The sequence below is a fragment of the Hymenobacter terricola genome (assembly GCF_017921975.2).
Classification (GTDB): Bacteria; Bacteroidota; Bacteroidia; order Cytophagales; family Hymenobacteraceae; genus Hymenobacter; species Hymenobacter terricola.
Map to the genome: position 1 here is coordinate 101683 of NZ_JAGEMO020000023.1, position 24053 is coordinate 125735.

Sequence of the window (24053 nt, forward strand, 5' to 3'; positions counted from 1 at the left end):
GCGATTTCAGTAACCGGAGGATTGCTCTGGGTTTTCAGTGCATCACACTTTTATTTTTCACCAAACCCACTTCTTATGCATCACAAACTTTTTACTCATTTACGGCTATTCCTGCTTCTGGCGGCGTGCCTGTATTCGGCATCGGTGGGGGCCCAAAGCAGGGCCATCAGCGGCCGGGTACTTGGTTTCGATGGCGGGGCCTTGCCGGGTGCAACCGTGTTGGAGCGCGGCACCACCAACGGCGTCAGCACCAATGCTGATGGAGCATTTTCGCTGAACGTACAGCCGGATGCTTCGCTGGTTATCAGTTCGGTGGGCTACACTGCCCAGACCGTTGCCGTGGGCAGTCAAAGTGTTATCAACGTGACCCTGGCCGCCGCGGCTACCGAGCTGAACGAGGCCATTGTGGTGGGCTATGGGACGCAAACCAAGGCCGACGTGACGGGTTCCATCGTGACGCTCACCAACAAAGACATCACCAACGCACCGGTGCAAACCTTCGAGCAGGCCATTCAGGGCAAAGCGGCGGGTGTGGTGATTGAAAACTCCAGCGGAAAGCTGGGGCAAGCCATCAAGGTGCGGGTGCGCGGCACCTCATCGGTGAGTGGCGACACGCAGCCGCTGTACGTGATTGACGGCATTCCGGTGCAGACCGACAACTTTTCGTCGACCAGCGCCCCGACCAATCCCATTGCCGATATCAACCCGAACGACATCGAGAACGTGACCGTGCTGAAAGATGCGGCGGCGGCGGCCATCTACGGCTCGCGCGGCACCAACGGCGTAGTCCTCATCACCACCAAGCGCGGCAAGGCCGGCGCCACTCGCTTTAACATTGGCTACCAAACGGGTACCAGCAAAGCCACGCACCTGCGCGAGTTCCTCAACGGCAAAGAATACGTGGAGCTGTTCACGGAAGCATTGAAAAACTCCGGGCGCTCGGATGCCAGCAATGCCACCCGCTTCCGGGGTTATGCCGCGGGCGTAACCGTGGATGCCAACTACAGCGTGGATACCAACTGGCAGGACCAGGTGTTTCACAAGGGCAGCTTCAGCCAGTACGATTTGAATGCCAGCGGCGGCAACGAGAAAACCAAGTTCTTCATCTCGGGGCAGTACAGCACGCAGGAGGGCATTCTGGTGGGCAATAAGCTGCAGCGCATTGCGTCGCGCTTCAACGTGGACCACCAGGCCACCGACAAGCTGACCCTGGGGGCCAACGTGTCGCTCTCGCGTACCCAAAATAACCGTTTGCCCAACGACAACGCCTTCAGCAACCCGGTGCAGATTGTGGCCCTGGCACCCATCACGCCCCTGATTGACCCGCGCACGGGCCTGACCAGCGGTGCCTTCGACCCCGCCACCGGCAACCCCAATACCAATTTCCCCTTCTACTACAACCCGCTGCTGGGCATTCAAAACAACGCGGCTACCTACGTCACCTACAACTACCGGGCGCTGGGCAATGTGTACGGCCAATACGAGTTTCTGCCCGGCCTTTCGTTGCGCAGCGAAATAGGCCTAGATTTGTTGAACCAGGACGAAGACCAGTACCTGGCCCGCGTGACCTCGCGCAACTCCAACCCCACCAACGGCTACGGGTTCAGCGCGCACACCACCAGCGGCCGCTTCACCACCAACAACTATTTCTCCTACCGCAAAACGCTGGCTGACGTGCACACCATCGAGGCCACGCTGGGAACAGCATACGAGCAGCGGCGGAGCACGGGAACCAGCGTAACGGGCACGCAGTTCCCCAGCGACGCGTACCGTACCATCGTCAACGCGGCCACGTTCACGGCCGGCACTTCAAACAGCACCAGCAACGCGCTGCTTTCGTACTTCGCCCGGGTTAACTACGGTTACGCCAACAAGTATCTGCTGGGCCTGAGCGCCCGCATCGACGGCTCTTCGCGCTTTGGCAGCAACCAGCGCTACGGCTTTTTCCCGGCCGCTTCGTTGGGCTGGATTGTCACGGAAGAGGCTTTCCTGAAAGAGCAGAAGATACTGAGCTTCCTCAAGCCCCGTGTCAGCATTGGCCGCACCGGCAACCAGGGCTTTCCCGATTTCGCGTCGCTGGGCCTGTTTTCGGGCACCTCGGGCTACGTGGGCGTACCGGGCCAGCGCCCACTTCAGCTCCCCAACCCCGACCTGAAGTGGGAATCGACCACTCAGTCGGATGCGGGCATTGAATTCGGCCTTTTCAATAACCGCATCAGCGGCGAAGTGGACGTGTACCTGAAGCGCACCACCGACCTGGCGCTGAATGCGCCGGTGCCCGGCACGTCGGGTTTCGTTACCCAGTTTCAGAACGTCGGCAACCTGGAAAACAAAGGAGTTGAGTTTGCCCTGACGACGCGCAACTTCGTGGGCGATTTTACTTGGAGTACCACCGTAAATGCCTCACGCAACCTCAACAAAGTAACGTTCCTGCAAGGGCAGCCCGTGCTGGGCAGCTTCCTGAGCCGGGCGCAGGAAGGCTTCCCGCTGGGCACGTTCTTTGGGGCCGAATACGCGGGCGTGGACCCCGCCAATGGCAACGCGCTGTACTACCGCAACAAAGCCAGCGGCGATGGCACCAACACCGGCTTCATCGACCACGGTGCCGGCACGACCACCGTGGTCGACTCGGCGCAGTTGGTGCCCGTGGGCGACCCCAACCCGCGCTGGACGCTGGGCCTCACCAACACCATTACCTACAAAGGGTTTGACCTGAGCGCCACGCTCACCGGGGTGTTTGGCAACAAGATTTTCGATGGCGGCGCGCAGTTCTATTCCGTGGCCTTCAACAACGGCCCCGACAACCAGACCCGCGACCAACTCAACCGCTGGCGCAAGCCCGGCGACATCACCGACGTGCCCAAGGCCAACTACCTGAGCGGCAACGGCACGGCCAACTCCTCGCGCTTCGTACGCGACGGTTCCTACGGCCGTCTGCGCACCGTCACGCTGGGCTACAACCTGCCGGCTGGTTTGGTCAAAAAAGGCTACCTGCAATCGGTGCGCGTGTACGCCCAGGCCCTGAACCTGCTCACCTTCACCAACTACAAAGGCTGGGACCCCGAGGTGAATGCGGACTACCTTGCCTCCAGCGGCACTTTGGGCAGCGTGACGGCTACCCAGGGCAACATCAATCAGGGCATCGACTTCTACTCGGCGCCCCAGCCGCGCACCATCACATTTGGTGTCAACGTCGGCTTCTAGCGCGGGGCGTACGCGCCCGGTCTTTCCCTCCCTTTGATTTCCTTTTCTTATGAAAAAAATAGTATATGTACTGGCCACCGCTCTGCTGTTGGGCGGCCCGCTTGCCAGCTGCGACAGCAAGCTCGACATTAAACCCGTTGACAGCGTGGCGGCCGACCAAGCCCTGCTCACGTCGTCGGACGTAGAAGCGGCCCTGGTAGGCTGCTACACCGGCATCCAGAACGCGGAGGCCTACGGCGGCTACATCCAGCTCATGTCGGACCTGCTCGGCGACGACGGCGAAGCGACCTTCGTCGGCACGTTCATTCCGCCGAACCAAATCAACCGCAAATCCATCCTCAAGGACAACGGCTTTGTATCGGTTATCTGGACGAATGCCTACAACGCGATTAACCGCACCAACAACGTGCTGGCCAATCTCGACAAGCTCGATACGCCCGCCAAGAAGGCCCGGGTCGAAGGCGAAGCGCGCTTCATTCGCGCCGCCATGTATTTCGAGCTGGTGCGCCTCTACGCCAGGGACTGGGCCGACGGCACCCCCGGCTCGAACCCCGGCGTGCCGCTGGTGCTCACCCCCACCAAGATGATTGACGCCTCGTCCCAAGTGGCCCGGAACTCGGTTGCGGAAGTATACGCATCCGTCATTTCCGACCTCACAACGGCCGAAACGAAGATGCTGGCCACCTCGGCGGCGGGCAACATCTTCGCCAACAACTCTGCTGCCGCCGCAATGCTTTCGCGCGTATACCTGCAACAAGGCCGTTTTGCTGATGCCGCTGCGGCCGCCAACCGGGTCATTACGGCGGTCACGTCTACGGGGGCTCCCCGCTACAGCCTCAACGCCAGCTATGTCGACGAATTCTTTTCTGGGGCTGACCTGCTGCCGAATTCCAACGAAGACATCTTCGCCATCCAGAATTCGGCCCAGAGCGGCAGCAACCAGCTGAATACCTTCTACTCGCCCGACCAGCGCGGTGATATCTTCATCGAAGACAAGCACCTGAGTTTGTACGAGCCGGCCGACGACCGGCTCAACCTGTTCACTATCGGCACGGGCGGCCAGCAGTCGTACAGCGACAAATACGACTCGCAGTACGGCAACATCAAGCTAATTCGCCTGGCCGAGATGTACCTCACGCGCGCCGAAGGCAATTTCCGCGCCGGTACCGCCGTCGGCGCTACCCCATTGGCCGACCTGAACCGCATCCGAACCCGCGTGAATCTGGCTCCGTTGGCCGCCGTCACGCTGGCCGATATTCTGAAAGAGCGCAAGCTGGAGCTGGCTTTTGAAGGCTTCCGGCTGGGCGATGTGAAGCGCAACCGTGAGTCGGTGCACGACCCCGCTGGTGTGGTACTGCCGTGGAATTCGCCCCGTCTGATATTCCCGATTCCGCTCCGCGAAATCAGCGTCAACCCCAAGCTGACCCAGAACGCGGGATACTAAGCTTCGCCGCTGCGCATCAGCGCTTTGGTTGATGATAAAAAGGCCCCTCGCAGCTACGAGGGGCCTTTTTAAGTACTCGTGCAAAAGTAAACGAATAACAGACCGTCATGCAGAGCGCAGCGAAGCATCTCGCTTGTGGTAGTAAATCAATCGTTTAGCGATGTGAGCGAGATGCTTCGCTGCGCTCTGCATGACGGTTGCTTTTGCTTGAATACTTATTTTTTGCGGAACAGGTAGTTCGCCAGATGGGAGAGCCTACTTATCCCCAATCAGCAGCTGCGGCGTGGCGCCGCGCCCGCCACCCATGATGATGACCTTGGCATTGGGCGAGGTGGCAATGGCTTGGTTGGCCTTGATGGTTTCGTATTGCAGCAGCTTGTCGCTCAACTCGGTGTTTACGATGCGCTGGTAGTCGGCAATGCCCTGGGCCTCCACGCGCTTGCGCTCGGCTTCCTGCTTTTCCTTTTGCAGCACAAACTGCATTTTCTGGGCGTCCTGCTCGGCCGAAATCTTGCTTTCGATGCTGGCTTTCACCGATTGCGGCAGCTGGATGTTGCGGATAAGGAGCTGGTCGAGCTGCAGGCCATTGGTGCGAAAGTCCTTCTCAATCGCGGCCAGAATACGGGCCTGAAACTCCTCGCGGCGCGTGGAGTACAGCGCCACAGCATCGTAATAAACAGCGTTGTCACGAATGCGGGTGCGGGAGATTGAGCGCACGATTTTGTCCTGGTAGTCCTCGCCAATGGTGGCCAGAATGTGCGGTGCCTGGGCCGGCACCACGTGGTAGAGCACGGTGAGGTCAATCACCACTTCCAGTCCATCGGCCGAGAGCACGCGGATGGCGTCGTCGCCGGCCTGCTGGCCCTCGCCGCGCACCGCCGACATGGTGTAGTTCTGCGTCCGGGTATCGAAGCGGGTCACGTCCACCAGCGGGTTCACCACGCTCAGGCCGGGCGGCAGCACGCGGCTCTGCACCTGCCCAAACAGCGTCTGGACGCCTACCTGGCCCACACCCACCTGCACCACCGTGCTCAGGGCGATGCCCAGCAGCAGCAACGCGCCACCCAGGAAAATAAGGCCGCCGCGCAGCCGCTCCAGCCGCTCCGAAAACCGGGATGCGTTCAGCCCAACCACCAGAATAATAAAACCGAAAATGACGAGGCCCATGGAGAAGAAAATTAATGATGTGAAAATGTGTAGATGTGCTGGAATGGAAAAGATGTTGATGGGCTGATATGAAAAGGTGAAATTCAGGATTACCCGTTTTTCCCATTTTCACATCCATCATATCAGCACATTCTCACATTAATCTTCGTTTTCGTCGGCGCTGAAATCGAGGGTGCGGGCCAGGTCCACGGCTTCCTGGGCCACGGCTTCAAGCAGGGCGGGCGCGTCGGCATCGAGGGTGCGGCCGAAGAGGTTGAGCAACTCTTCGCCTTCCTCGTTCACATACAGGTTTTCGTAGAGCCGGTCAAACAAGCGGGCTTCGCGGCCCACAATGCGGTCAATGTCCTCCGGCGTGCGGGCTTCGCTCAGGGCGCGGTGCAGCACGTCGAGCACCTGGCGGCTCTCGTCGTGGTCGCCAAGCTCCGACACCAGCTTGAGCAGGCTCATGGCCAGGCCCAGCCGTACTTGCTCGAAGCGGAAGGGCAGCTGCGCGGGCGGGGCGGCCCGTAGCTGGTCGTAGGCCTGCAGCGTAGCGGGGGTGAGGTAATACTTCACGTCGTTGGGCGCGGTGAAGGCAAGGTGCAGGAGCTGTTCGTAAGGCGACATAGGGAATGGGGGGCGGCCTGGCACCCGAAACACGGCCGGGTTTGGTGCGTAAGCGGAAAGCCGAAAGGTACGCGTGGAACCAACGCCATGTCGTTAATCGCCGCTTCGGCTCATTCGTTACACCCATTTCTTTATTTCCTTCTGTCGATGACACACAAAGCCAAATGGCTCCTGTTTGCCCCACTGGGCCTGGCCACCATCGGCGCGGGCGCCAGCATGGTGCACTGGGCCGGCAGCCTCAAAGACCAGAAAGCCCCCGCCACCAAGTGGCTGGCAGCCGGCACGGCGGCTCTGGTCGTATTCAACGCCGGCCTGAGCCTCTTCGGCCGCGGCGTGGTGGAAAAAGTGCTGCACGAGGTGCGCGAGAAGCCCATTCAGCAGTAGAAAGTATTCGCCCGTCTGGCCAGCCTAACCGGATTGCAATAAAAAAGCCCCGACCAAGGCCGGGGCTTTTCAGGAAATGCAGAAAGGAACTAGCTTCGGAAAGGAGCTTATTCGGTTTTGGCTTCCATTTTTTCGGTGCCTTCTTTGGTCTTGGCACTTACTTTATTGGCGCCGTGCTTCACGGCATGGCCGGTTTTCTTGGCACCGTGCTTGATGGCAGTACCCGTTTTGTGGGCGACGTTGTCAGCGGCATCTTTAGTGTTTTCGAGGGCTTGGCCAACGTTGGTTTTGCCGGTTTTAGTTACCACTTTGGTGGTGCCATTGTCGCGCACTTTCACGTCCGTCGAGGGAGTAGTTTGCGCGAAAGCGGCGGTAGCGAAAGCAGAAAGGGCGAGCAACAGGGTTACTTTTTTCATGGTCTGAGGGAAAGAAAAAGGGTTATGTGGGGTTGTACGCGGCCCATCAGCAAAGGTTCTTACAAGTAGCGTGCCGGAGTTTTGCTTAGGCGCCGGCCTGGCCCGAAGCCGGCTGGTTGGGGAGCAGCAGCGAACTGTCGCCATAACTCAAAAAGCGGTACCCGTGGGCTAGCGCATGCTCATACACAGCCCGCCAGCTTGGCCCCAGCAAAGCCGCTACCAGCAGGAGCAGCGTGCTCTCGGGCTGATGAAAATTGGTGATGAGGCCATCAACCAGCCGAAACCGATACCCCGGCGCGATGAGCAGCCGCGTACTGGCTTGCAGGGTGTCGGTCTGCGTGGCATCGAGGTAGTTGAGCAGGGCGGTAAGGGCCGCTTCCGGGGGGATGTGGGCGGCCGCCGCCGCCATTTCATAGGGTTGCCACTGCGTCACGAGTAGCTCCTGAACGCGGCCCTGGGTTGGCGTGTGCGTACCGGAGTGTTGCAACAGTCCCACTCCCAGCCAATATAGGGTTTCGAGGGTGCGCAGGCTGGTGGTGCCCACGGCCAGCACGGGACGGGGCCGGTGCGTCAGCAGTTGCCGCAGCAGCGTGGCCGTCACCAGAATGGGCTCGGTGTGCATGGGATGGTCGGCCATGCGCTCAGCCTTCACCGGCTGAAACGTGCCGGCTCCGACGTGCAGCGTCACATGGCCGGTTTCCACGCCCTGCTGCGCCAGTTCGGCCAGCAGCTCGGGGGTAAAGTGCAGACCGGCGGTAGGGGCGGCCACGGCCCCTTCGGCGGCGGCGTACACGGTTTGGTAGCGCACGGCATCGGCAGCAGTGTCGGGCCGGCCGAGATAGGGCGGCAGAGGCAGGTGGCCCGCCGCCCGCAGTACCTCAGCGAAAGGCAAGGCAGCTGGGTCCCAGCGGAAATCAATGAGCGCGGTGCCGGCTTCCTGCGTGCGGCGCTCGGCCCACAAGGTGGCGGCCTGGCCGGCGCTGGTTTCAAACTCCAGCGTTACGGGGCCTTCTTTCCAGCGGCGGCCATTGCCCACCAGGCAGCGCCAGGTGCAGTGGCCGGTTTGCTGCAGGGCCAGCTCCAGGCTGCGGTGCGGGGCCACGGGCTCCAGGCAAAACAGCTCGACCTGCGCGCCCGTGGGCCGTTTGGCCAGCAGCCGCGCCCGCACCACGCGGGTATCGTTGAAAATAAGCAGCGAGTCCGCCGGCAATTCGCCGGGCAGGTCGCGGAAGGTTTTATCCGAAAGCTGGCCGTGGCGGCTAACCAGCAGCCGGCTGGCGGCGCGGTCGGGGAGGGGTTCGGGCGCAATGCGCTCGGCAGGCAGGGGATAGGTGAAGTCGTGGATGGAAAGCTGGCGCGGGTCGGGGTTCATGCCCGCAAAGGTCCGCTACTTCCGTTTAAACAACAGCAGGTGTTGCTGCGGCAGCGTCTCAATCGAGTCCGTGAGCACGAGGCCGACGGCCGCCATTTCCTTCCGGGCCTGCGCCACACTCATCTTATGAATGCGCTTGATGGGCACGGAGGCGTCTTCGGCCCGGTACTCGACCAGGGCCAGGCGGCCAGTGCTGGGGCGCAAAGCGCGTCGAATGGCCCGGCCCATCTCGCGCGGATGGTCAAACTCGTGGTAAGCATCCACGATGAGGACCACATCCACGCTATCGGCGGGCAGGGCTGGGTTGGTGGTGGTGCCCAGCACGGGCCGCACGTTGGGCATCTTCAGCTTGCGCTTGTTTTCCTGAAGCGCAGCAATCATTTCGGGCTGGATATCGACGGCCAGTACTTCGCCTTTCGGCACTTTTTTGGCCAACTGGAACGAGAAGAACCCTGTGCCGGCTCCAATATCGGCCACTACGTCGGTGGGTTTCAGCTTCAGCTCCTTCAGCAGGAGGTCGGTGCCTTCTTCCTGGCGCCGGCCGCTGCGTTCCAGCCAGTTGGCGCCTTCGTGGCCCATGACGTGGGCAATCTGGCGGCCCAGGTAATAGGTGCCAATGCCGTTAGGGTCGCGCGGCGGAGCCATTTCGTAGCCACTGGTGTCGGCCAGCACCACGGCCTGCATCCGGCGCTCGGTGCTGGCCGAAGGACGCGTTTCGGCGGGTAGCTGGGTGCAGCTCAGCATCAGCAAACCAGCCCCACTGCCTGCACCCAATACACTTAGTGCCTGTTGCCAGGTTGAAAAACAGTACCTCATACGATTCGCAAGTAAGCACATTTGGTCTTGTCAACAGCAATCCGGGGCGGCACGTTCAGCCGGTACGCTGCCTTCAACTCGGCCGCTGGAATCGTATTGTTCAGACCAATAACCGAACCCGGAAAAGCGCGACCATAAAAAATACCTTTAAACGAGCACCCGTTTGTAATTTTGGCCGTAGAACTGGCATTTCCGCTCACCTAACACCTTGCCGACTTATGAAAAACTTGTTTCCTCCGTTCGCTAAACTTGTTGCCGTTGCCGCCTGCGCCCTCACGCTGGGTAGCTGCAGCCGGGCCGAATACGCCATGCTGCCAAAAGGCAGCTCGTACCACGGCGTGACGCGCGTGGCTACCCCAGTTCCCGCCGCTGCTCCGCAATTGGCAGCCACCGCACCAGTTGCGGCCACCGCGCCCGAAACGGTAGCCGCCGCCCCCGAAGTAGCCCCAGCCGAGGTTAAAGCCGATGCCCCATCTGTTAAAGCTACTGCGCCGCAGCCCGCAGCTGCTCAGGTTGCCGCCCTGGCCGCTTCGGGCTCTGCCCGGCCGGCCGCTAAGCCGAATTTTGCTCAGCGCCTGCTCCTCAACAAAACCATGAAGAAGGTTGACAAGCTGATGGCTCAGGCGCCCAAGCTCAAGCAGCATTCCAATACCGCTTCTACTTCCCGCCTCGACGGCAGCCTGCGCACGGCGCTGCTCGTATTGCTGATTGGGGTAATTATCGCGGCCTTTTCGGGCGTCAGCAACATTTTCGGCATCATTGGCGGCATTCTTATTATTGTGGGCCTCGTGCTGTTGCTGCTGTACCTTCTGGACCAGATGTAGCCCCGGCATTTCAACCTTGTTGAGGCATAATAAAGCCCCGGCCGCTCGTGCGGCCGGGGCTTTATTATGCCTCAACAAATCTGATTTTACATTGGGTCGACATCGGCCACCAGACGGGCCTGTTTGAATTCCTTCTGGTCCTTCACCACGTCCATGGCCTCGCAAATCATCTGCTTGGCGTGCTTGAGCACGGTGTGGGCGCGGTCGAGCTTGATGGTGATTTCCTGCAGATAAAAATTGCGAATGCGGAAAATGTAGGGTGCTTCGGGCCCCAGCACGGCCGCCCGGCCCAGCCGGTTTACCAGCTCTTCGGTCAATAAAATAGCGGCCTGCTCGCCCAGGCCCTGTTCCACGTGCTTCACCGTCATCTTGATGATGCGCATGAAGGGCGGGTAGCCGTGCTCGTGCCGCTGCATGATTTCGTAGTTGTAGAACTCCACGTAATCGTTGCGAATCACCTTGTCGAAAATCACCTGCGTCGGGTCGGCCGTCTGGATGATGACCTTGCCCTTCTTGCCCTTGCGCCCGGCCCGGCCGCTCACCTGCACAAACATCTGGTAGGCGCGCTCGTGGGCCCGGAAATCGGGGTAGTGAATAATGCTGTCGGCGTTGATGATGCCCACGAGGCTCACATTGGCGAAATCGAGGCCTTTGGTTACCATCTGGGTGCCCACCAGCACGTTGGTGGCCTGCTTCTCGAAGTCACCGATGATTTGCTGGTAGCTGTTTTTGGCGCGGGTCGTGTCCAAATCCATCCGCTGGATGTTGGCCTGGGGGAGCATGATTTTGAGGTCGTCCTCAATCTTCTCGGTGCCGAAGCCCTGGGTTTTCACGGCGCGGGAGCCGCAGGCGGGGCATTTGGTCACCATCGGGTCGTGGTAGCCGCAGTAGTGGCAGCGCAGCTCGTGGCTATGCTTGTGGTAGCTCAGGCTCACGGCGCAGTTGGTGCACTTGGGAATCCAGCCGCAGTCCTGGCAGGCCACCACGGGCGCGTAGCCGCGCCGGTTCTGGAACAGAATTACCTGCTCCTGGCGGCCCAGCGTGCGCTCCACTTCACCCAGCAAATCGGCCGTAAAGTGGTTGTGCATGGTCTTCTTCTCGCGGGCCTTGCGGGTGTCCACCAGCTCAATATCGGGCATCCCGGCTTCGCCGAAGCGCTTGGTGAGGCTCACCAGCCCGTAGCGGCCCTGCTTGGCCTGGTAGTAGGTTTCCACGGCCGGCGTGGCCGAGCCGAGCAGGGTTTTGGCCCCCTGGAAGTTGGCCATCATCAGGGCTACTTCGCGGGCGTTGTAGCGCGGAGCGGGCTCGTACTGCTTGTAGCTCGACTCGTGTTCCTCGTCCACGATGATGAGCGCGAGGTTGTCGAAGGGCAGAAACACCGCCGAGCGCACGCCCACCACCACCTGAAACCGGCCCGAGAGCACGCCGTTCCACACTTCCACCCGCTCATTATCCGAGAATTTGGAGTGGTACACGCCCAGCCGCGAGCCGAATACGCGCAGCAATCGTGTCACAATCTGGGCCGTAAGGGCAATTTCGGGCAGCAGGTACAGTACCTGCCCGCCGCCCTCCATGGCCTTGCGAATGAGGTCGATATAAATTTCGGTTTTGCCCGCGCCGGTCACGCCGTGCAGAAGCACAATTTCCTTCTCCCCGAAGTGCGCCATGATTTCATTCCGTGCCGTGGTCTGGGCCTCGGTAAGGCTAAAATGCAGCTGCGCGGTGGGCTCGTTTTCGAGCGGAAAGCGTGACACGATTACGTCGAACTGCTCCAGCACGCCGTTTTTAATGAGTGTGTTCACGGCCGAAGCCGAGAGGTGCGGGCTACTGGTTAGGTAGGGTTTCTCGATGCCGTTCTGGTTGGCGTGCTCGTTCTGATGCACCGGCACGCGCTGGAGATATTTCAGCAGCACGTCCAGCTGCTTGGGCTTGGTAGCCAGATTTTCAAAGAGCTGCTCCAGCGAAGCTTCGGCTACGAAATGGTGCGCCAGCCGCACTTTTTTCACCACTTTGGGCGAGTATTTATCGGCCGTGTGCTCGAAGAGGAAGATGACATCTTTGTGCATCAAAGACTTTATCACCTTGTGGAAGGAGGTAATGCCCAGCAGGTCGCCCACTTCGGTAAAAGTCAGGGCTTTGCCGTCTTCCACCACGCCCAGCGCGTCCACAATCAACTCTTCCTGCGTGGAGAGCGGGTACTCGTTTTCCTCCCGCGAAAAGCCGGGGTGCAATTGAATACGCGACTCCGAGCTGAGCTTCAGCGCCGAGGGCAGCGCCGCGTTTATCACCTCGCCGATGGTGCACATGTAGTAGTCGGCCATCCAGCGGAAGAGCTTGAGTTGCGGCTGCGTCACCACGGGCGCATCGTCGATAAATTCGAGGATGTACTTGGCCTGATATTCCTTGGGCGCGTTCTCGTGCACGGCCGCCACAATGCAGCTGAGCGTCTTTTTGGCCCCAAACTGCACGATGACGCGCCCGCCAATCACCACGTTGTCGTTCAGCTCATACGGCACCCGGTAAGTGTAGAGCCGGGGCAGCGGCAGCGGCAGAATAACGTCGGCAAACAGGGTTACCCGGTCGGCCGACGGAGCGGCGGCGGGGGAAATAAAATCAAGCGTGAGACTCAAAACAGGTATGGCGTAGGGGCGGATAGTAAAGATAACAGGCTCCAGATGCCGCCAAGCGCTACACAGCGACCAGTGCCGCCAGGACCTCGGCCACTGCATAAAACGGGGCCAAGCAGGCCTGATTCCGGCAAACGTGCACGGCGGTGCGCCCGTTCGCGTCGGCTTTCAGCAGTTGCAGCAGCGGAAGCTGGGCGGTGGTTCTGGTGCCGGCCAGCACCGTATCAAACAAAAACTGGCGGCTGATTTCTGCGCGAAAAATTTCAGCCTTGGGGCCGATAATGGCCACTTCCGCGCCCGGCCGCAACAGCGCCGCGTACAGCGAAGCCCAGTTGGTGAGGTGCTGCGGCTCTTTCACCACGAGGTGGCGCACCTGGGCCAGCATGGCCACGGCCAAGTCGGTGTAGCGGCTGTTTTCGAGGTGGCGGCCCAGGCGGCGCAGGTTGTGCGCCATCACGGAGTTGGAGCCGGGAATGACGTTGTCAAATAGTTCTTTTTTGCGGGCGATGAGCGGCTCGGCGCTGCTATCGGTGTAAAAGAACAGCGTTTCGGCGGGGTCGAAGAAGTTGCTGAGCACGTATGCCGTCAGCACTTCCGCTTCGTGCAGCCACTTTTCGGTAAAAGTCACTTCGTAGAGGCTGATGTACGCCTGAATGACCAGCGCGTAATCTTCCAAAAAGCCGCTGATGCTGGCGCGGCCGTCTTTGCAGGTGCGGTACAGCCGCGAGCCGTCACGCAAGTTGGCTTCAATGAAGCGGGCGTTGTGCTCGGCCATGACCAGGAATTCGGGCTCTGCGAAAGCGCGGTAGGCATCCGTGAGGCCCTGGAGCATGAGGGCATTCCAGCCGGTAAGGACTTTATCGTCGAGGCCGGGCCGAACGCGGGTGGCGCGCACGGCCATAATTTTCTGCTTCCAGCCCGTCACCAGCTCGGCTACGATGCCGGGCGCCAGCTGGTGCGCCGCGGCAAAGTCTGCATCGGTTTCGCGGCGGTGCAGGATATTGCGGCCATGCTCCCAGTTGCCGGTGGCCGTGCAGTTGTAATAATCGGAAAACAGCGGCTCCTCATCACCCAGAATTTCGCGCAGCTCGTCCTTCGTGAAGACGTAAAACTTGCCTTCCTCGCCTTCGCTATCGGCATCCAGCGAGGAGTAGAAACCGCCCTCGTCGTTGGTCAGCTCCAGCCGAATAAATTCGATGGTCGCATACACCGTTTCCCGAAATAGCTCATCCTGAGTTAGCTGAAATGCTTCGCTGTAGAGGCTGACCAGCTGCCCGTTGTCGTACAGCATTTTCTCAAAGTGCGGGGCCAGCCATTCGCCATCCACCGAGTAGCGGGCGAAACCGCCGTGTACCTGGTCATAAATGCCGCCCCAGGCCATTGCCCGAAGCGTCAGCACCGTTTGGTCCAGCACGGCCCGGCTACCGCTGATGGCGTGCGCGCGCAACAAAAACCGCCAGATGCTGGGCATTGGAAACTTCGGGGCGCGGTTCATCCCGCCGTGCTCCCGGTCGAAATTCACCCCCAGGTTATAAACCAATAGTTTAAATTCTTCGTCGGAAACCCCCGCCGGGCCGGTTTCCGGTGCCACGCCAATATCCTGGAGCGCCGTAAAATCGGCTTCCTGCGCGGCATTGCGGTTGTGTGTGCCGTATTTCGCCAACTCGCTGGCTCCAATGACCTCCATGAACCGCTCCGCCGACTGCTCTAGTTCGCTCCGGTGCTCGCCCGCGTAGGCCTGGCCGATGTTTTCCAGCAGCTTCACCCAGTTGCCTTTCGGGAAATAGGTCCCGCCATAAAACGGTTTCGCCTCCGAAGTCAGAAACACATTCAGCGGCCAGCCGCCCTGCAAACCCATGGCGTGCACGGCATCCATGTAAATCTGGTCCACGTCGGGCCGCTCCTCCCGGTCGACCTTGATGCACACGAAATGCGCGTTCATCACCGCCGCCACGGCCGCGTTTTCAAACGATTCGCGCTCCATAACGTGGCACCAGTGGCAGGCCGCATACCCAATGCTAACCAGAATCGGCTTCTGCTCGGCCCGCGCCCGGCCCAGCGCTTCGGGGCCCCACGGGTACCAGTCCACGGGATTGTGGGCGTGTTGCTGGAGGTAAGGACTGGTTTCCTCGGCGAGGCGGTTGGTCGGAGGCGAAGCGTGAGCCATTGCGAAAAGGGTAGGGGAGGTACTGAAACACCAAACCCGGCGAAAAGGGCCGGGCTTGGGAATTTATTATGCCGGTTTGGCTGGCTTTCTGAGCGCCTTGGGTTTGGGTGCCGCTGGTTTAGGTTCGGTAGCCTTGGCTGTGGCTGCCTTGGGCGAGGCCGGCTTAGGCGTTGCCGCCTTGGGGTTAGACACCGATTTTGGCCTGGCGGGCGGGCTTGGGGCCGCCGCAGTCGTCGGCTGGACTGGCTTAACCACTGCCGCCTTAGGCCTGGCGGCTGCCTTTGGCTTGGCGGTCGGCGCGGGCTTCACGGGACTACTTGCGACTGCGGCCGCAACCGGCACCACAGCCGCCTTCACAACCTTAGCCTTGGCCACTACTACTTTAGGGGCAACTGCTGCTTTAGGAACAACTGCTGGTTTCTTCGCGGCTGCCACTTTCTTTGGCGGGGCCGTGGGTGCCACCAAACTAGCCGAAGAGCCGGTCATGCGGCCCGCCGCTACCTGTGTGCGAACCTGCAAAACATCCGGCACGGGAATTACCGGGGTGTCGATGGCTGGCTTTTCGGCGCGTGCCGCACTAACGGCGCGGCTTTTCGACCGATTCGGCCGGCGGGCAGCTACCGGAGTTGCGCCGGCTATACCCGTTGCATCGGTTGCGCCAGCTACTAATGGAGCAGCCACTGGTGGCTGCCCGCGGTCAATGCGATTTCCCGACTCCCTTGCCGCTGGCTCATTGCTCCCGGACAACTGTTCCGCCGTGCCAATTGGCGCAAATGATGCGGTTTCATCTGTTGCAAGGCTCGCGTTGGCGAGGTCAGGCACCGATGCTTCTGCCGCAGGCCTGCCGCCACCACGCTTGTTTCTATTTCGATTATTCCGAGTATCAGGACCAGCAGCACGCGGTTCGCCAAGCCCAGTCAAAATAGCCGGAGCCTCGGCCAGAGCGAATGGCAAATCAGGCTCTTCCGCATCAACGTTTAAGGAAGGGGCCACATCAGCCGGGGCCGGGGCAGCCGCAAATAATTCGACCCGTGGAACGCGGCCGCCGGACCCATTGCGCCGTCCGCCGCGCTTCGTCGGTTCTGGCTGCGTGCCTCCCTCGGCCGTATTGTTAGCCGGTTGCAACCCAGTAATCTCCGTGCTTTCCTGTGGACTATCAGCCTCAGCCGTGGCCCCCGAACCAGGTTCGGTTGTGATAAAGCCCTCTTCCGCCGCCAGGCGCAGCGCATGTTTCCGGGCTGTGCGTTTGGCCCCGCCGCGTGAGCGGCGTTTCTTTTTCTTCGCCAGCTCCTCGCCATCAGCCATTGCTAAGTCCGCAGTATTGGGAGCAACAGGCAATTCAGCCCCTTCCAAGTCAGGCGAAACTTGCGCTGCGGCATCGTACGAAGGCTGGTTTTCAGGCTCAACCTTCGCAACGCCCGAGGCTGTTTGAAACTGCTCATTCTCAGTGGCCGCCAGTTCCGACTGGCCTTTGCCACGGCCATCGCGACGGCCCCGCTCCGGCCGGCCCGAGCGCGCCGCCCGTTGCGCCCGAAACTCTTCCGGCGACAGGCGCGGCGGCCGGCCTTCCGCAGATTGCGGTTGTTTGCCTTCTGGTTGGCTAATTATTGCATCATCAACAGCTGGGCTAAGAGTGGTTGAGTCGCCACCGATATCAACCAGCTCTTCGTTGCTTTCCAGCACGGGTGCCAGCTCCGGTATCCGGGGCATTGGCAGTGCTGCTAATCGGGCCCGGACCTCGTGCAGCTCGTCAGCTACGGCCACCTTGCGCAAGCTCAGCTGCTCCAGCTTTTCCAGTGTGCTGGCCAGAAACTGCCGGTGCTCCGGCGCCCCCGCATGCAGCGGCCGGTGGCCCAGCGACTGCCGCACGGCGGCCCACTCTTTGCGAAACCGTCCAAAGTCCGCGTCAAAATACGTGCGGGCAAACTTGTCCCAGATGTAGTCCTCCGCTACTTCCGATGGGTGCAGCATGTCCGATGCGTAAAAGCGGTAGTCCCGCAAATCGTCCAACAGCAGCTCGTAAGCCGGGAAATACGCCACGCCCGGCAGCAAGTCGCTCACAATATGGGTAGCCAGCCGCAGCACCGATTTACTCACGGAGTTCATCGGCAACGTGTCTTTTAGGTGCCGCACCGGGCTCACCGTTACCACAAAGCGCAGCTCGGGGTTGATGCGCCGCAAGTACGCGTGGGTTTCCGCCAGGTCGTTGATGAGCTCATCGGGCGTCAGCAATTCCCGCACAAACAGGTCGGCCGGCTGCTTATGGCAGTTATTCACCAGTTCCCCGGTTTCGCGCAGGCGGTAGGCCCAGGCCGTGCCCAGCGTGAGCAGCACCACATCGGCCTGGCGCAAAAAGTCGCCCGTGCGCCGCACCAGTTCCTGAATGGTCTGCAGCAGCTCCACCGGCGAATCGGCCCCGATGCTGCCGTGCAGGTCGTAGCTCTGCCAGCGGCCACGCGCTTCCACGAGGTGCTGCTGCCAGTCCACGTCTTCGCCCGCTGCCGCGCGCAGCAGGCGCCCCAGCGCCAGGGGTTGAAACACGGTGCCAAAAGGATTCGCTAGCGTTTCCACCTTGTTGGTAGCTAAGCGCGCGCCGATGCTGTCGGCAAAGCAGGAGCCCATGGTGAGGACCCGCGCCGTGCGCGGTAGTTGGCCCGTGGCTGGGGCAATTGTAAGTTCAGTTCTAAACATTAAAGCAAAAATAGCCCCTAACCCGTTTCCAGCCCGAAAGCCGGAATAAAAAAAGCCCTACCAGAAGGTAGGGCTTTTTTTGTTGATGCTAAGTAGATACTACTCAGCTACCACGCGGAATTTCACCGTGTGTTTTACTTCTTTGTGCAGGTTGGCCGTAGCCGTGTAGTCGCCGGCCGCCGAAGGCTCCTGGTCGAACGACAACCGCTTGCGGTCCACGTCCACACCTTTCGCTTTCAGGGCTTCAGCCAATTGCAGGGTGGTTACGCGGCCGAAAATCTTGCCGCTTTCGCCCACTTTGGCCGGGATTTCCAGTACCACGTCGCCAATCTGGTCGGCAATGGCCTGGGCATCGCCCTTGATTTTATCGGCTTTGTGAGCGGCTTGACGCACGTTCTCGGCCGTAATTTTCTTGTTCGTCTTGTCGGCCAGCATGGCCAGGCCCTGCGGCAACAAGAAATTGCGACCGTAACCCGATTTCACGGTCACGATGTCGTTCTTGTACCCGAGGCCCTTAACGTCGTCTTTGAGGATGATTTCCATTGTCTTGCTAGAATTATGAGTTTTGAATTATGAGTCAGGAGTTAAGAATTGCCATTGCAGCAACTCAAAACTCAAAACTTGTAACTCATAATTTATTTCAGGGCGTCGGCTACGTACGGCATCAGGGCGAGGTGACGGGCCTTAGCGATGGCCTGAGTCACTTTGCGCTGAAACTTGAGGCTGGTGCCGGTGAGGCGGCGGGGCAGCACGCGGCCCTGTTCGTTCACGAACTTCAGCAGGAAGTTCGGGTCTTTGTAGTCCACGTACTTAATGCCGTTCTTCTTGAAGCGGCAGTATTTCTTGCGGGTGTCCTGCGGCTTGTTCATTGCCGACCGGTCGTTGTTCCGGTTGAATGCGGGAGTTGCCATATCTTGACTGGTTATTGGGCTACGGCTTCGGTTTCTTTCGCAGCCTTCTGCAGGTTCATCTCGCCATTGCGGCGACGGGTGTTGTACTCCACGGCGTGCTTATCCAGCACGGTGGTCAAAAACCGGATGATGCGCTCGTCCCGGCGGAAAGCCAGCTCGAGTACGTCAACAATGTTGCCCTCACCAGTAAACGACAGGCAGAAATAGTAGCCTGTGGTTTTTTTCTGAATTGGGTACGCCAGCTTGCGCAGGCCCCAGGCTTCAGTGGACAAAATGGCGGCGCTATTTTCCTTAAGCACCTGGGTGAACTTCTCGACCGTTTCTTGCACCTGGCTCTCGTTCAATACGGGAGTTACGATGAAGACCGTCTCGTAATTTCTTACTTCCATTACGATGGGGTGAATTTGGGGGTGAAAAAATTTGATTGGGGCGCAAAGGTACTGACTTTCGGGCACATTGCCAAGAGCCTTTCGCACTTCCTTCCTAATTATGAAGTAAACTCAGGGCAGGAGCGACCTGAGAATCCTTTTGCCTCGGTTTTGCGCAATCGTCCCAGTCCTGGCAGCCAGTCCCCACAGGAAAATGCCCGCTTATTTCTTCTGAAACGGCTAACAAAATAGTGGTTCACTAGTTGCCATTTAGGGCTTTATCAATCGCCGGGCCCTCGTATTTGAGAAGCTAATAAAATCAACAGCTACAGTTGAGTAGCCACCGGGCCAATTGGGCGAAAGCCGAAAGACGGAGCATAGAAATGGGCCGATATGAACGGCCAGGAATGCCCGGAAATTGTGTTTCACTCTTTGCCGCCTACGATTCCTGACCTACATTTGTGGCCTTGAAATGCCCTAGCGTTTCGTTTTACCGCCTATTTTCTTATGAATAGCAATCGACTCCGTTCGTTACCTCATCTGTTGCTGGCATTATTGCTTACGTTTGCCGGTGCCCAACAGGCTTTGGCTCAAGCCGCAGGTGCTACTGCCGACGTGAAAACCCAAGGGGTTGTTCCCGGCGCTACTGCTGCTGCCACTCCTGCTACTGCCACCGCGCCGGCAGCCGGTGGCGGCGATGCCGCTGCCATCGCCGCTGGCGATGCGCTCTTTAAAGGCAACTGCGCCCAGTGCCACGCCGTGAACGAGCAAGTAGTAGGGCCAGCCCTCGGCGGCATCACCAAGCGCCGCCCCATTTCCTGGATTCTGCCGTGGGTGAAAAACTCCAGCAAAGTGGTAGCCGGCGGTGATGATTACGCCGTAGCGCTGTTCAATAAATTCAATAAGCAGCAAATGCCCTCCTTTGCCCTTTCGGATAAGGAAATCACGTCGATTGTTGCCTATATTACTTCGCAGGAAGGCCAAGCCAATCCCGGAGTTACGGCACAGAATGCTGCTAAAACGGATGGCGCAGATGCCGGTGCGGCTGGCGGTACCGAAGCAGGTGCTGGTAAATACGTTGACATCCTCCTGATTGTCTTGGTAGTGGTGTTGATTGTGCTGGTGGTAACGCTCGTTATCATTGGTAACCTGATGAAGGATGTTCTGCGCGGCCGTAAAGACCTCGACGGCCGTGATATTGAAATTCTGGAGCAGCGCTTCAACTGGAGCAAGTTTTACCACTCGCCGGCGATGCGCGGAGTTGTAGGGACGGTTTTCGCCCTGGTTTTACTTTATGAAGGCGTCCAAAGTGTGATGGCCGTGGGCCTGACCCAAGGCTACCAACCCACTCAGCCCATCGCCTTCTCGCACAAACTGCACGCCGGCGAACACCAGATTAACTGCGCCTACTGCCATACTTCGGTATACAAAAGCAAGTCGGCCAACATTCCTTCCGCCAACATCTGCATGAACTGCCACTCGCAGATTAAAACAGAGTCGCCGGAAATCAAGAAAATCTACCGGGCCATCGAGCGCCACCAGCCCATTCAGTGGGTGCGCATTCACAACCTGCCCGACCTGGCTTACTTCAACCACTCGCAGCATACGCAGGTGGCTGGCCTCCAGTGCCAGACCTGCCACGGCCCCATCCAGAACATGGAAGTGGTGTACCAGTATTCGGCCCTCACCATGGGCTGGTGCATCAACTGCCACCGCGAGATGCCCCTCAACACGAAGGACAACAAGTACTACGACAACCTCGTGAAACTGCACGACACCAAGAATGCCGGCGCCCCTTTCACCGTGTCGTCGAACGGTGGTACCGAGTGCTCGAAGTGCCACTACTAATTGGCTGATGACGCTCTGAAAGTGGAGGAACTTGTTCCCGAAGCTTTTAAGTCATCGTCTTGCCCATACCGTTACAAAAAAAAGATTCCGCTTATAAATTCAAGTACCTCGCGGCCTCTGAGTCTTGCATCGCCAAGGCCTTAGTCCCGAGTCCCTAAGTCCCCAAAAATGAAGTACTGGAAAGGAATTGAGGAACTGGAAAGCGCCCCGGAGTTCATGCAATCGGCCTTCGCCGAATTCATGCCGGTCAAGGAAAGCCACGAGAGCAGCGATGCTACTTCGGCTCCCCGCCGCGACTTCCTCAAGCTAATGGGTTTTGGTGTGGCTGCGGCTACGTTGGCTTCGTGCGAGACTCCGGTCCGCAAAGCCATTCCGTATCTGAACAAGCCCGAAGAAGTTGACCCGGCTATTTCCAACTTCTACGCTTCTACCTACTTCACGGGCTCGGACTACAACGCCGTACTGGTGAAAGCCCGCGATGGCCGGCCAATTAAGTTGGAAGGCAACCCCGAGTCGCCAATTACGCGCGGTGGCCTCTCGGCCCGAGCTCAAGCCGCAGTGCTGAGCTTGTATGATGGTGGCCGCCTGCAGCATTTTGCTGTAAAGAAGAATAACAGCCACGAAAAAGTGGAGTTGCCCGCGTTCGACCGCGAGGTGCGCAGCAAACTGGCTGCCACGACCGGCCGCATTGCCATCGTATCACCGACAATCATCAGCCCCAGCACTAAAAAGGCCATTGCTGAGTTTGCTACCCGCTACCCCAGCACCACGCACGTTATGTACGATGCGCAGTCGGCCTCAGGCCTGCTGCAAGCCAATAACGGGGTGCTGCCTGCTTACGATTTCAGTAAGGCCAATGTCATCGTGAGCCTCGGGGCCGATTTCCTCGGTACCTGGATTTCGCCGGTGGAATATGCCAAGCAGTACGTGGTGAACCGCAAGGTGAGCAGCACCAAGCGCACGATGTCGCGCCACTTCCAGTTTGAAACGGCGATGTCACTGACCGGGTCCAACGCCGATGTGCGTGTGCCGGTGAAGCCTTCGGAAATAGGCGCCGTAGCGCTGGCCCTATACAACGCAGTCGGTGGCAACGGCGGTTCGTCGTCTTACACCAACCCGCAACTGACCAAAGCCGCGGCTGAGTTGTCCGCCAATCGTGGCAGCAGCCTCGTGGTATCGGGCTCGAACGACCCGGCCGTGCAGGCGCTGGTGGCTGCCATCAACCAGACCTTGGGCAACCTCGGGACAACAGTTGACCTGACTGCTCCCAGCAATGTGCGGCAAGGCGACGATGCCCGCATGGCTGCGCTTGTTAATGAGATGAATAATGGCACCGTTGGAGCTGTCATCTTCTATAACGCTAACCCGGTTTACAATCACCCGCTGGCAGAAAAAGTGAAGTCGGGCATCGCCAAAGTGCCGCTGACCATTTCGCTGAACGACCGTTTGGATGAAACCGGTAGCCTTTGCCAGTACGCCGCTCCCGACAGCCACTGGCTGGAATCGTGGAATGACTTTGAGCCCAAGCGCGGCTACCTGAGCTTGTCGCAGCCGGTTATTACGCCGCTGTTTGCCACGCGTCAGGCCCAGGAAAGCCTATTGCATTGGGCTGGCAATAACACCACTTACTACAAATACCTGCGTGCCAACTGGCGCGGAGTAACCCCCACCGATGCTGCCTGGGACAAGGCCGTGCACGATGGTGTTGCCACTGGCACCGCTCTCCCTGCCGCTCCGGCCATGCTGATGGCTGCTTTGAGCCCCGCAGTTGCCGCTTCCCAAATCAGTGGTGCCGCAAAGCCTAGCGGCATTGAGTTGGCACTGTATGAGAAAGTAGGGTTGAGCGCTACTGGCTGCGAAGCCAATAACCCCTTCCTTCAGGAACTACCCGACCCGATTTCGAAAGCTACCTGGGGCAACTACCTCGCCGTGCCGCGCAAGATGGCCGTCGAGAATAAGTGGGAACAAGGCGACGTCATCAAGGTTACGGCTAACGGCCACAGTGTTGAGCTACCGGTGCTGATTCAGCCCGGCCAGACAAATGGTACGGTGAGCATTGCCCTCGGCTACGGCCGGACGCAAGCCGGTAAGGCCGGTGACAAAGTAGGGGAGAATGCTGCTCCACTGGCGATGACGGCCAATGGTATTCAGTATATGAACGTGGTGACGCTGGCTAAGACCGATGCCACGTCGCCCATTGCTCAGACCCAGACGCACCAGACGCTGATGGACCGCAAGCCCGTAGTTCAGGAAAATACGCTGGCTAAGTATAAGGAGAATCCCAAAGAAGTAACCGAATACGAAAAAGTCGCCACGCCTGACGGCTTGGAAGCCCCGGGTAAAGTCTCGCTGTGGCAGGATTACCAATACAACAACCACCACTGGGGCATGGCTGTGGACCTCAACTCCTGCATCGGCTGCGGCTCTTGCGTGATTGGGTGCCAGGCCGAGAACAACATTGCCGTAGTAGGCAAGCAGCAGGTAATTAACCGCCGCGAGATGCACTGGATGCGCATTGACCGCTACTACAGCTCGGATACCCACAAGGACTCGTTCGATACCAAAGGCAAGGTGGCTACCTACGCTGCCATGGAAGACCCGTCGGAAAACCCGCAGGTGATTTTCCAGCCGATGATGTGCCAGCAGTGCAACCACGCTCCCTGCGAAACGGTATGCCCGGTACTGGCTACCACGCACAGCTCGGAAGGCATCAACCAGATGACCTACAACCGCTGCATCGGCACCCGCTATTGCGCCAACAACTGCCCATATAAAGTGCGTCGCTTCAACTGGTTCTCGTACTACTCCAATGAGAAGTTTGAAACCGTAAACGGCCACATGTTCACCGACCTTGGCCGCATGGTGCTGAACCCGGATGTAACGGTTCGCGCCCGTGGGGTGATGGAGAAATGCACGTTCTGCATCCAGCGCATTCAGTTGGGCAAGCTCGAAGCCAAAAAGCAAAAGCGCCGCCCGAAAGATGGTGAGATTGTGACGGCCTGCGCCCAGTCGTGCCCCACCGAGGCCATCGTCTTCGGCGATATGCGCGACCCGGAAAGCCGCATCAGCAAGCTCCTCCGCCGCGAGGATGGCGAACGCGCCTTCCATTCGCTCGATTCCATCAACGTGCAGCCGAACGTGACGTACCTGACGAAGATTCGGAATTCCGAGTCGGAGTTCTTCGCTAAAGAAAACGCTTAACTTATAA

At 59.4% G+C, this 24053-nt stretch carries 17 protein-coding genes; 6 read left to right on the top strand and 11 right to left on the bottom strand.

The genetic code is table 11. The annotated features are described in order from the left end of the window. The first annotated feature begins 75 nt into the window (after positions 1-75). Together J4G38_RS16645 and J4G38_RS16650 are read left to right on the top strand one after the other, a co-directional pair. Positions 76-3204 (top strand): SusC/RagA family TonB-linked outer membrane protein, encoded by a 3129-nt coding sequence (locus tag J4G38_RS16645; RefSeq protein WP_210519639.1) that lies wholly within the window; start codon positions 76-78, stop codon positions 3202-3204. Positions 3205-3253: 49 nt separating this feature from the next. Further along, positions 3254-4648: a RagB/SusD family nutrient uptake outer membrane protein gene (locus J4G38_RS16650; protein WP_210519641.1), complete on the top strand. Its 1395-nt coding sequence runs from the start codon at positions 3254-3256 to the stop codon at positions 4646-4648. Between the two features lie 255 nt (positions 4649-4903). Here J4G38_RS16650 and J4G38_RS16655 read toward each other — a convergent pair whose 3' ends face one another. Together J4G38_RS16655 and J4G38_RS16660 are read right to left on the bottom strand one after the other, a co-directional pair. Further along, positions 4904-5815, bottom strand: coding sequence for a prohibitin family protein (locus J4G38_RS16655; RefSeq protein WP_210519643.1), 912 nt, complete (start codon positions 5813-5815; stop codon positions 4904-4906). Positions 5816-5953: 138 nt separating this feature from the next. After that, positions 5954-6421, bottom strand: a complete 468-nt coding sequence (locus tag J4G38_RS16660) for a hypothetical protein (RefSeq protein ID WP_210519645.1) — start codon at positions 6419-6421, stop codon at positions 5954-5956. Positions 6422-6568: 147 nt separating this feature from the next. Between J4G38_RS16660 and J4G38_RS16665 the strand changes: the two genes are divergently transcribed. After that, positions 6569-6805, top strand: a complete 237-nt coding sequence (locus tag J4G38_RS16665; protein ID WP_210519647.1) for a hypothetical protein — start codon at positions 6569-6571, stop codon at positions 6803-6805. A gap of 107 nt (positions 6806-6912) precedes the next feature. Here the strand turns inward: J4G38_RS16665 and J4G38_RS16670 are convergent, their stop codons facing one another. The 3 genes from J4G38_RS16670 to J4G38_RS16680 all read right to left on the bottom strand — a co-directional run bounded on the left by J4G38_RS16670 (position 6913) and on the right by J4G38_RS16680 (position 9337). Beyond that, the gene (locus J4G38_RS16670; RefSeq protein ID WP_210519649.1) at positions 6913-7221 is read right to left on the bottom strand and encodes a hypothetical protein; all 309 of its coding nucleotides are present in this window, start codon (positions 7219-7221) and stop codon (positions 6913-6915) included. Positions 7222-7306: 85 nt separating this feature from the next. Continuing rightward, positions 7307-8593, bottom strand: coding sequence for an S-adenosylmethionine:tRNA ribosyltransferase-isomerase (locus J4G38_RS16675; protein ID WP_210519652.1), 1287 nt, complete (start codon positions 8591-8593; stop codon positions 7307-7309). 15 nt (positions 8594-8608) lie between these two features. Continuing rightward, positions 8609-9337, bottom strand: a complete 729-nt coding sequence (locus J4G38_RS16680) for a class I SAM-dependent methyltransferase (RefSeq protein WP_210519654.1) — start codon at positions 9335-9337, stop codon at positions 8609-8611. A 290-nt stretch (positions 9338-9627) separates the two neighbouring features. Between J4G38_RS16680 and J4G38_RS16685 the strand changes: the two genes are divergently transcribed. Beyond that, positions 9628-10233, top strand: coding sequence for a hypothetical protein (locus J4G38_RS16685; RefSeq protein WP_210519656.1), 606 nt, complete (start codon positions 9628-9630; stop codon positions 10231-10233). A gap of 86 nt (positions 10234-10319) precedes the next feature. Here J4G38_RS16685 and priA read toward each other — a convergent pair whose 3' ends face one another. The 6 genes from priA to rpsF form a co-directional block, all read right to left on the bottom strand. Further along, on the bottom strand, positions 10320-12863 hold the full coding sequence (priA, locus tag J4G38_RS16690; RefSeq protein ID WP_226163487.1) for a replication restart helicase PriA: 2544 nt from the start codon (positions 12861-12863) through the stop codon (positions 10320-10322). Between the two features lie 58 nt (positions 12864-12921). Continuing rightward, positions 12922-15027, bottom strand: a complete 2106-nt coding sequence (locus tag J4G38_RS16695) for a thioredoxin domain-containing protein (RefSeq protein WP_210519659.1) — start codon at positions 15025-15027, stop codon at positions 12922-12924. A gap of 66 nt (positions 15028-15093) precedes the next feature. Beyond that, positions 15094-17718, bottom strand: coding sequence for a GSCFA domain-containing protein (locus J4G38_RS16700; protein WP_210519662.1), 2625 nt, complete (start codon positions 17716-17718; stop codon positions 15094-15096). A gap of 99 nt (positions 17719-17817) precedes the next feature. After that, positions 17818-18261, bottom strand: coding sequence for a 50S ribosomal protein L9 (rplI, locus tag J4G38_RS16705; protein ID WP_210519664.1), 444 nt, complete (start codon positions 18259-18261; stop codon positions 17818-17820). Between the two features lie 92 nt (positions 18262-18353). Further along, on the bottom strand, positions 18354-18587 hold the full coding sequence (gene rpsR / locus J4G38_RS16710) for a 30S ribosomal protein S18 (protein WP_035561439.1): 234 nt from the start codon (positions 18585-18587) through the stop codon (positions 18354-18356). Between the two features lie 53 nt (positions 18588-18640). Further along, a complete protein-coding gene (gene rpsF, locus J4G38_RS16715; protein WP_210519666.1) occupies positions 18641-19018 on the bottom strand; it encodes a 30S ribosomal protein S6 in 378 nt (125 codons plus the stop codon). Between the two features lie 486 nt (positions 19019-19504). Between rpsF and J4G38_RS16720 the strand changes: the two genes are divergently transcribed. Together J4G38_RS16720 and J4G38_RS16725 are read left to right on the top strand one after the other, a co-directional pair. After that, positions 19505-20845, top strand: coding sequence for a cytochrome c3 family protein (locus J4G38_RS16720; protein WP_210519667.1), 1341 nt, complete (start codon positions 19505-19507; stop codon positions 20843-20845). 168 nt (positions 20846-21013) lie between these two features. After that, the gene (locus tag J4G38_RS16725) at positions 21014-24046 is read left to right on the top strand and encodes a TAT-variant-translocated molybdopterin oxidoreductase (RefSeq protein WP_210519669.1); all 3033 of its coding nucleotides are present in this window, start codon (positions 21014-21016) and stop codon (positions 24044-24046) included. The last annotated feature ends 7 nt before the right edge of the window (positions 24047-24053 follow it).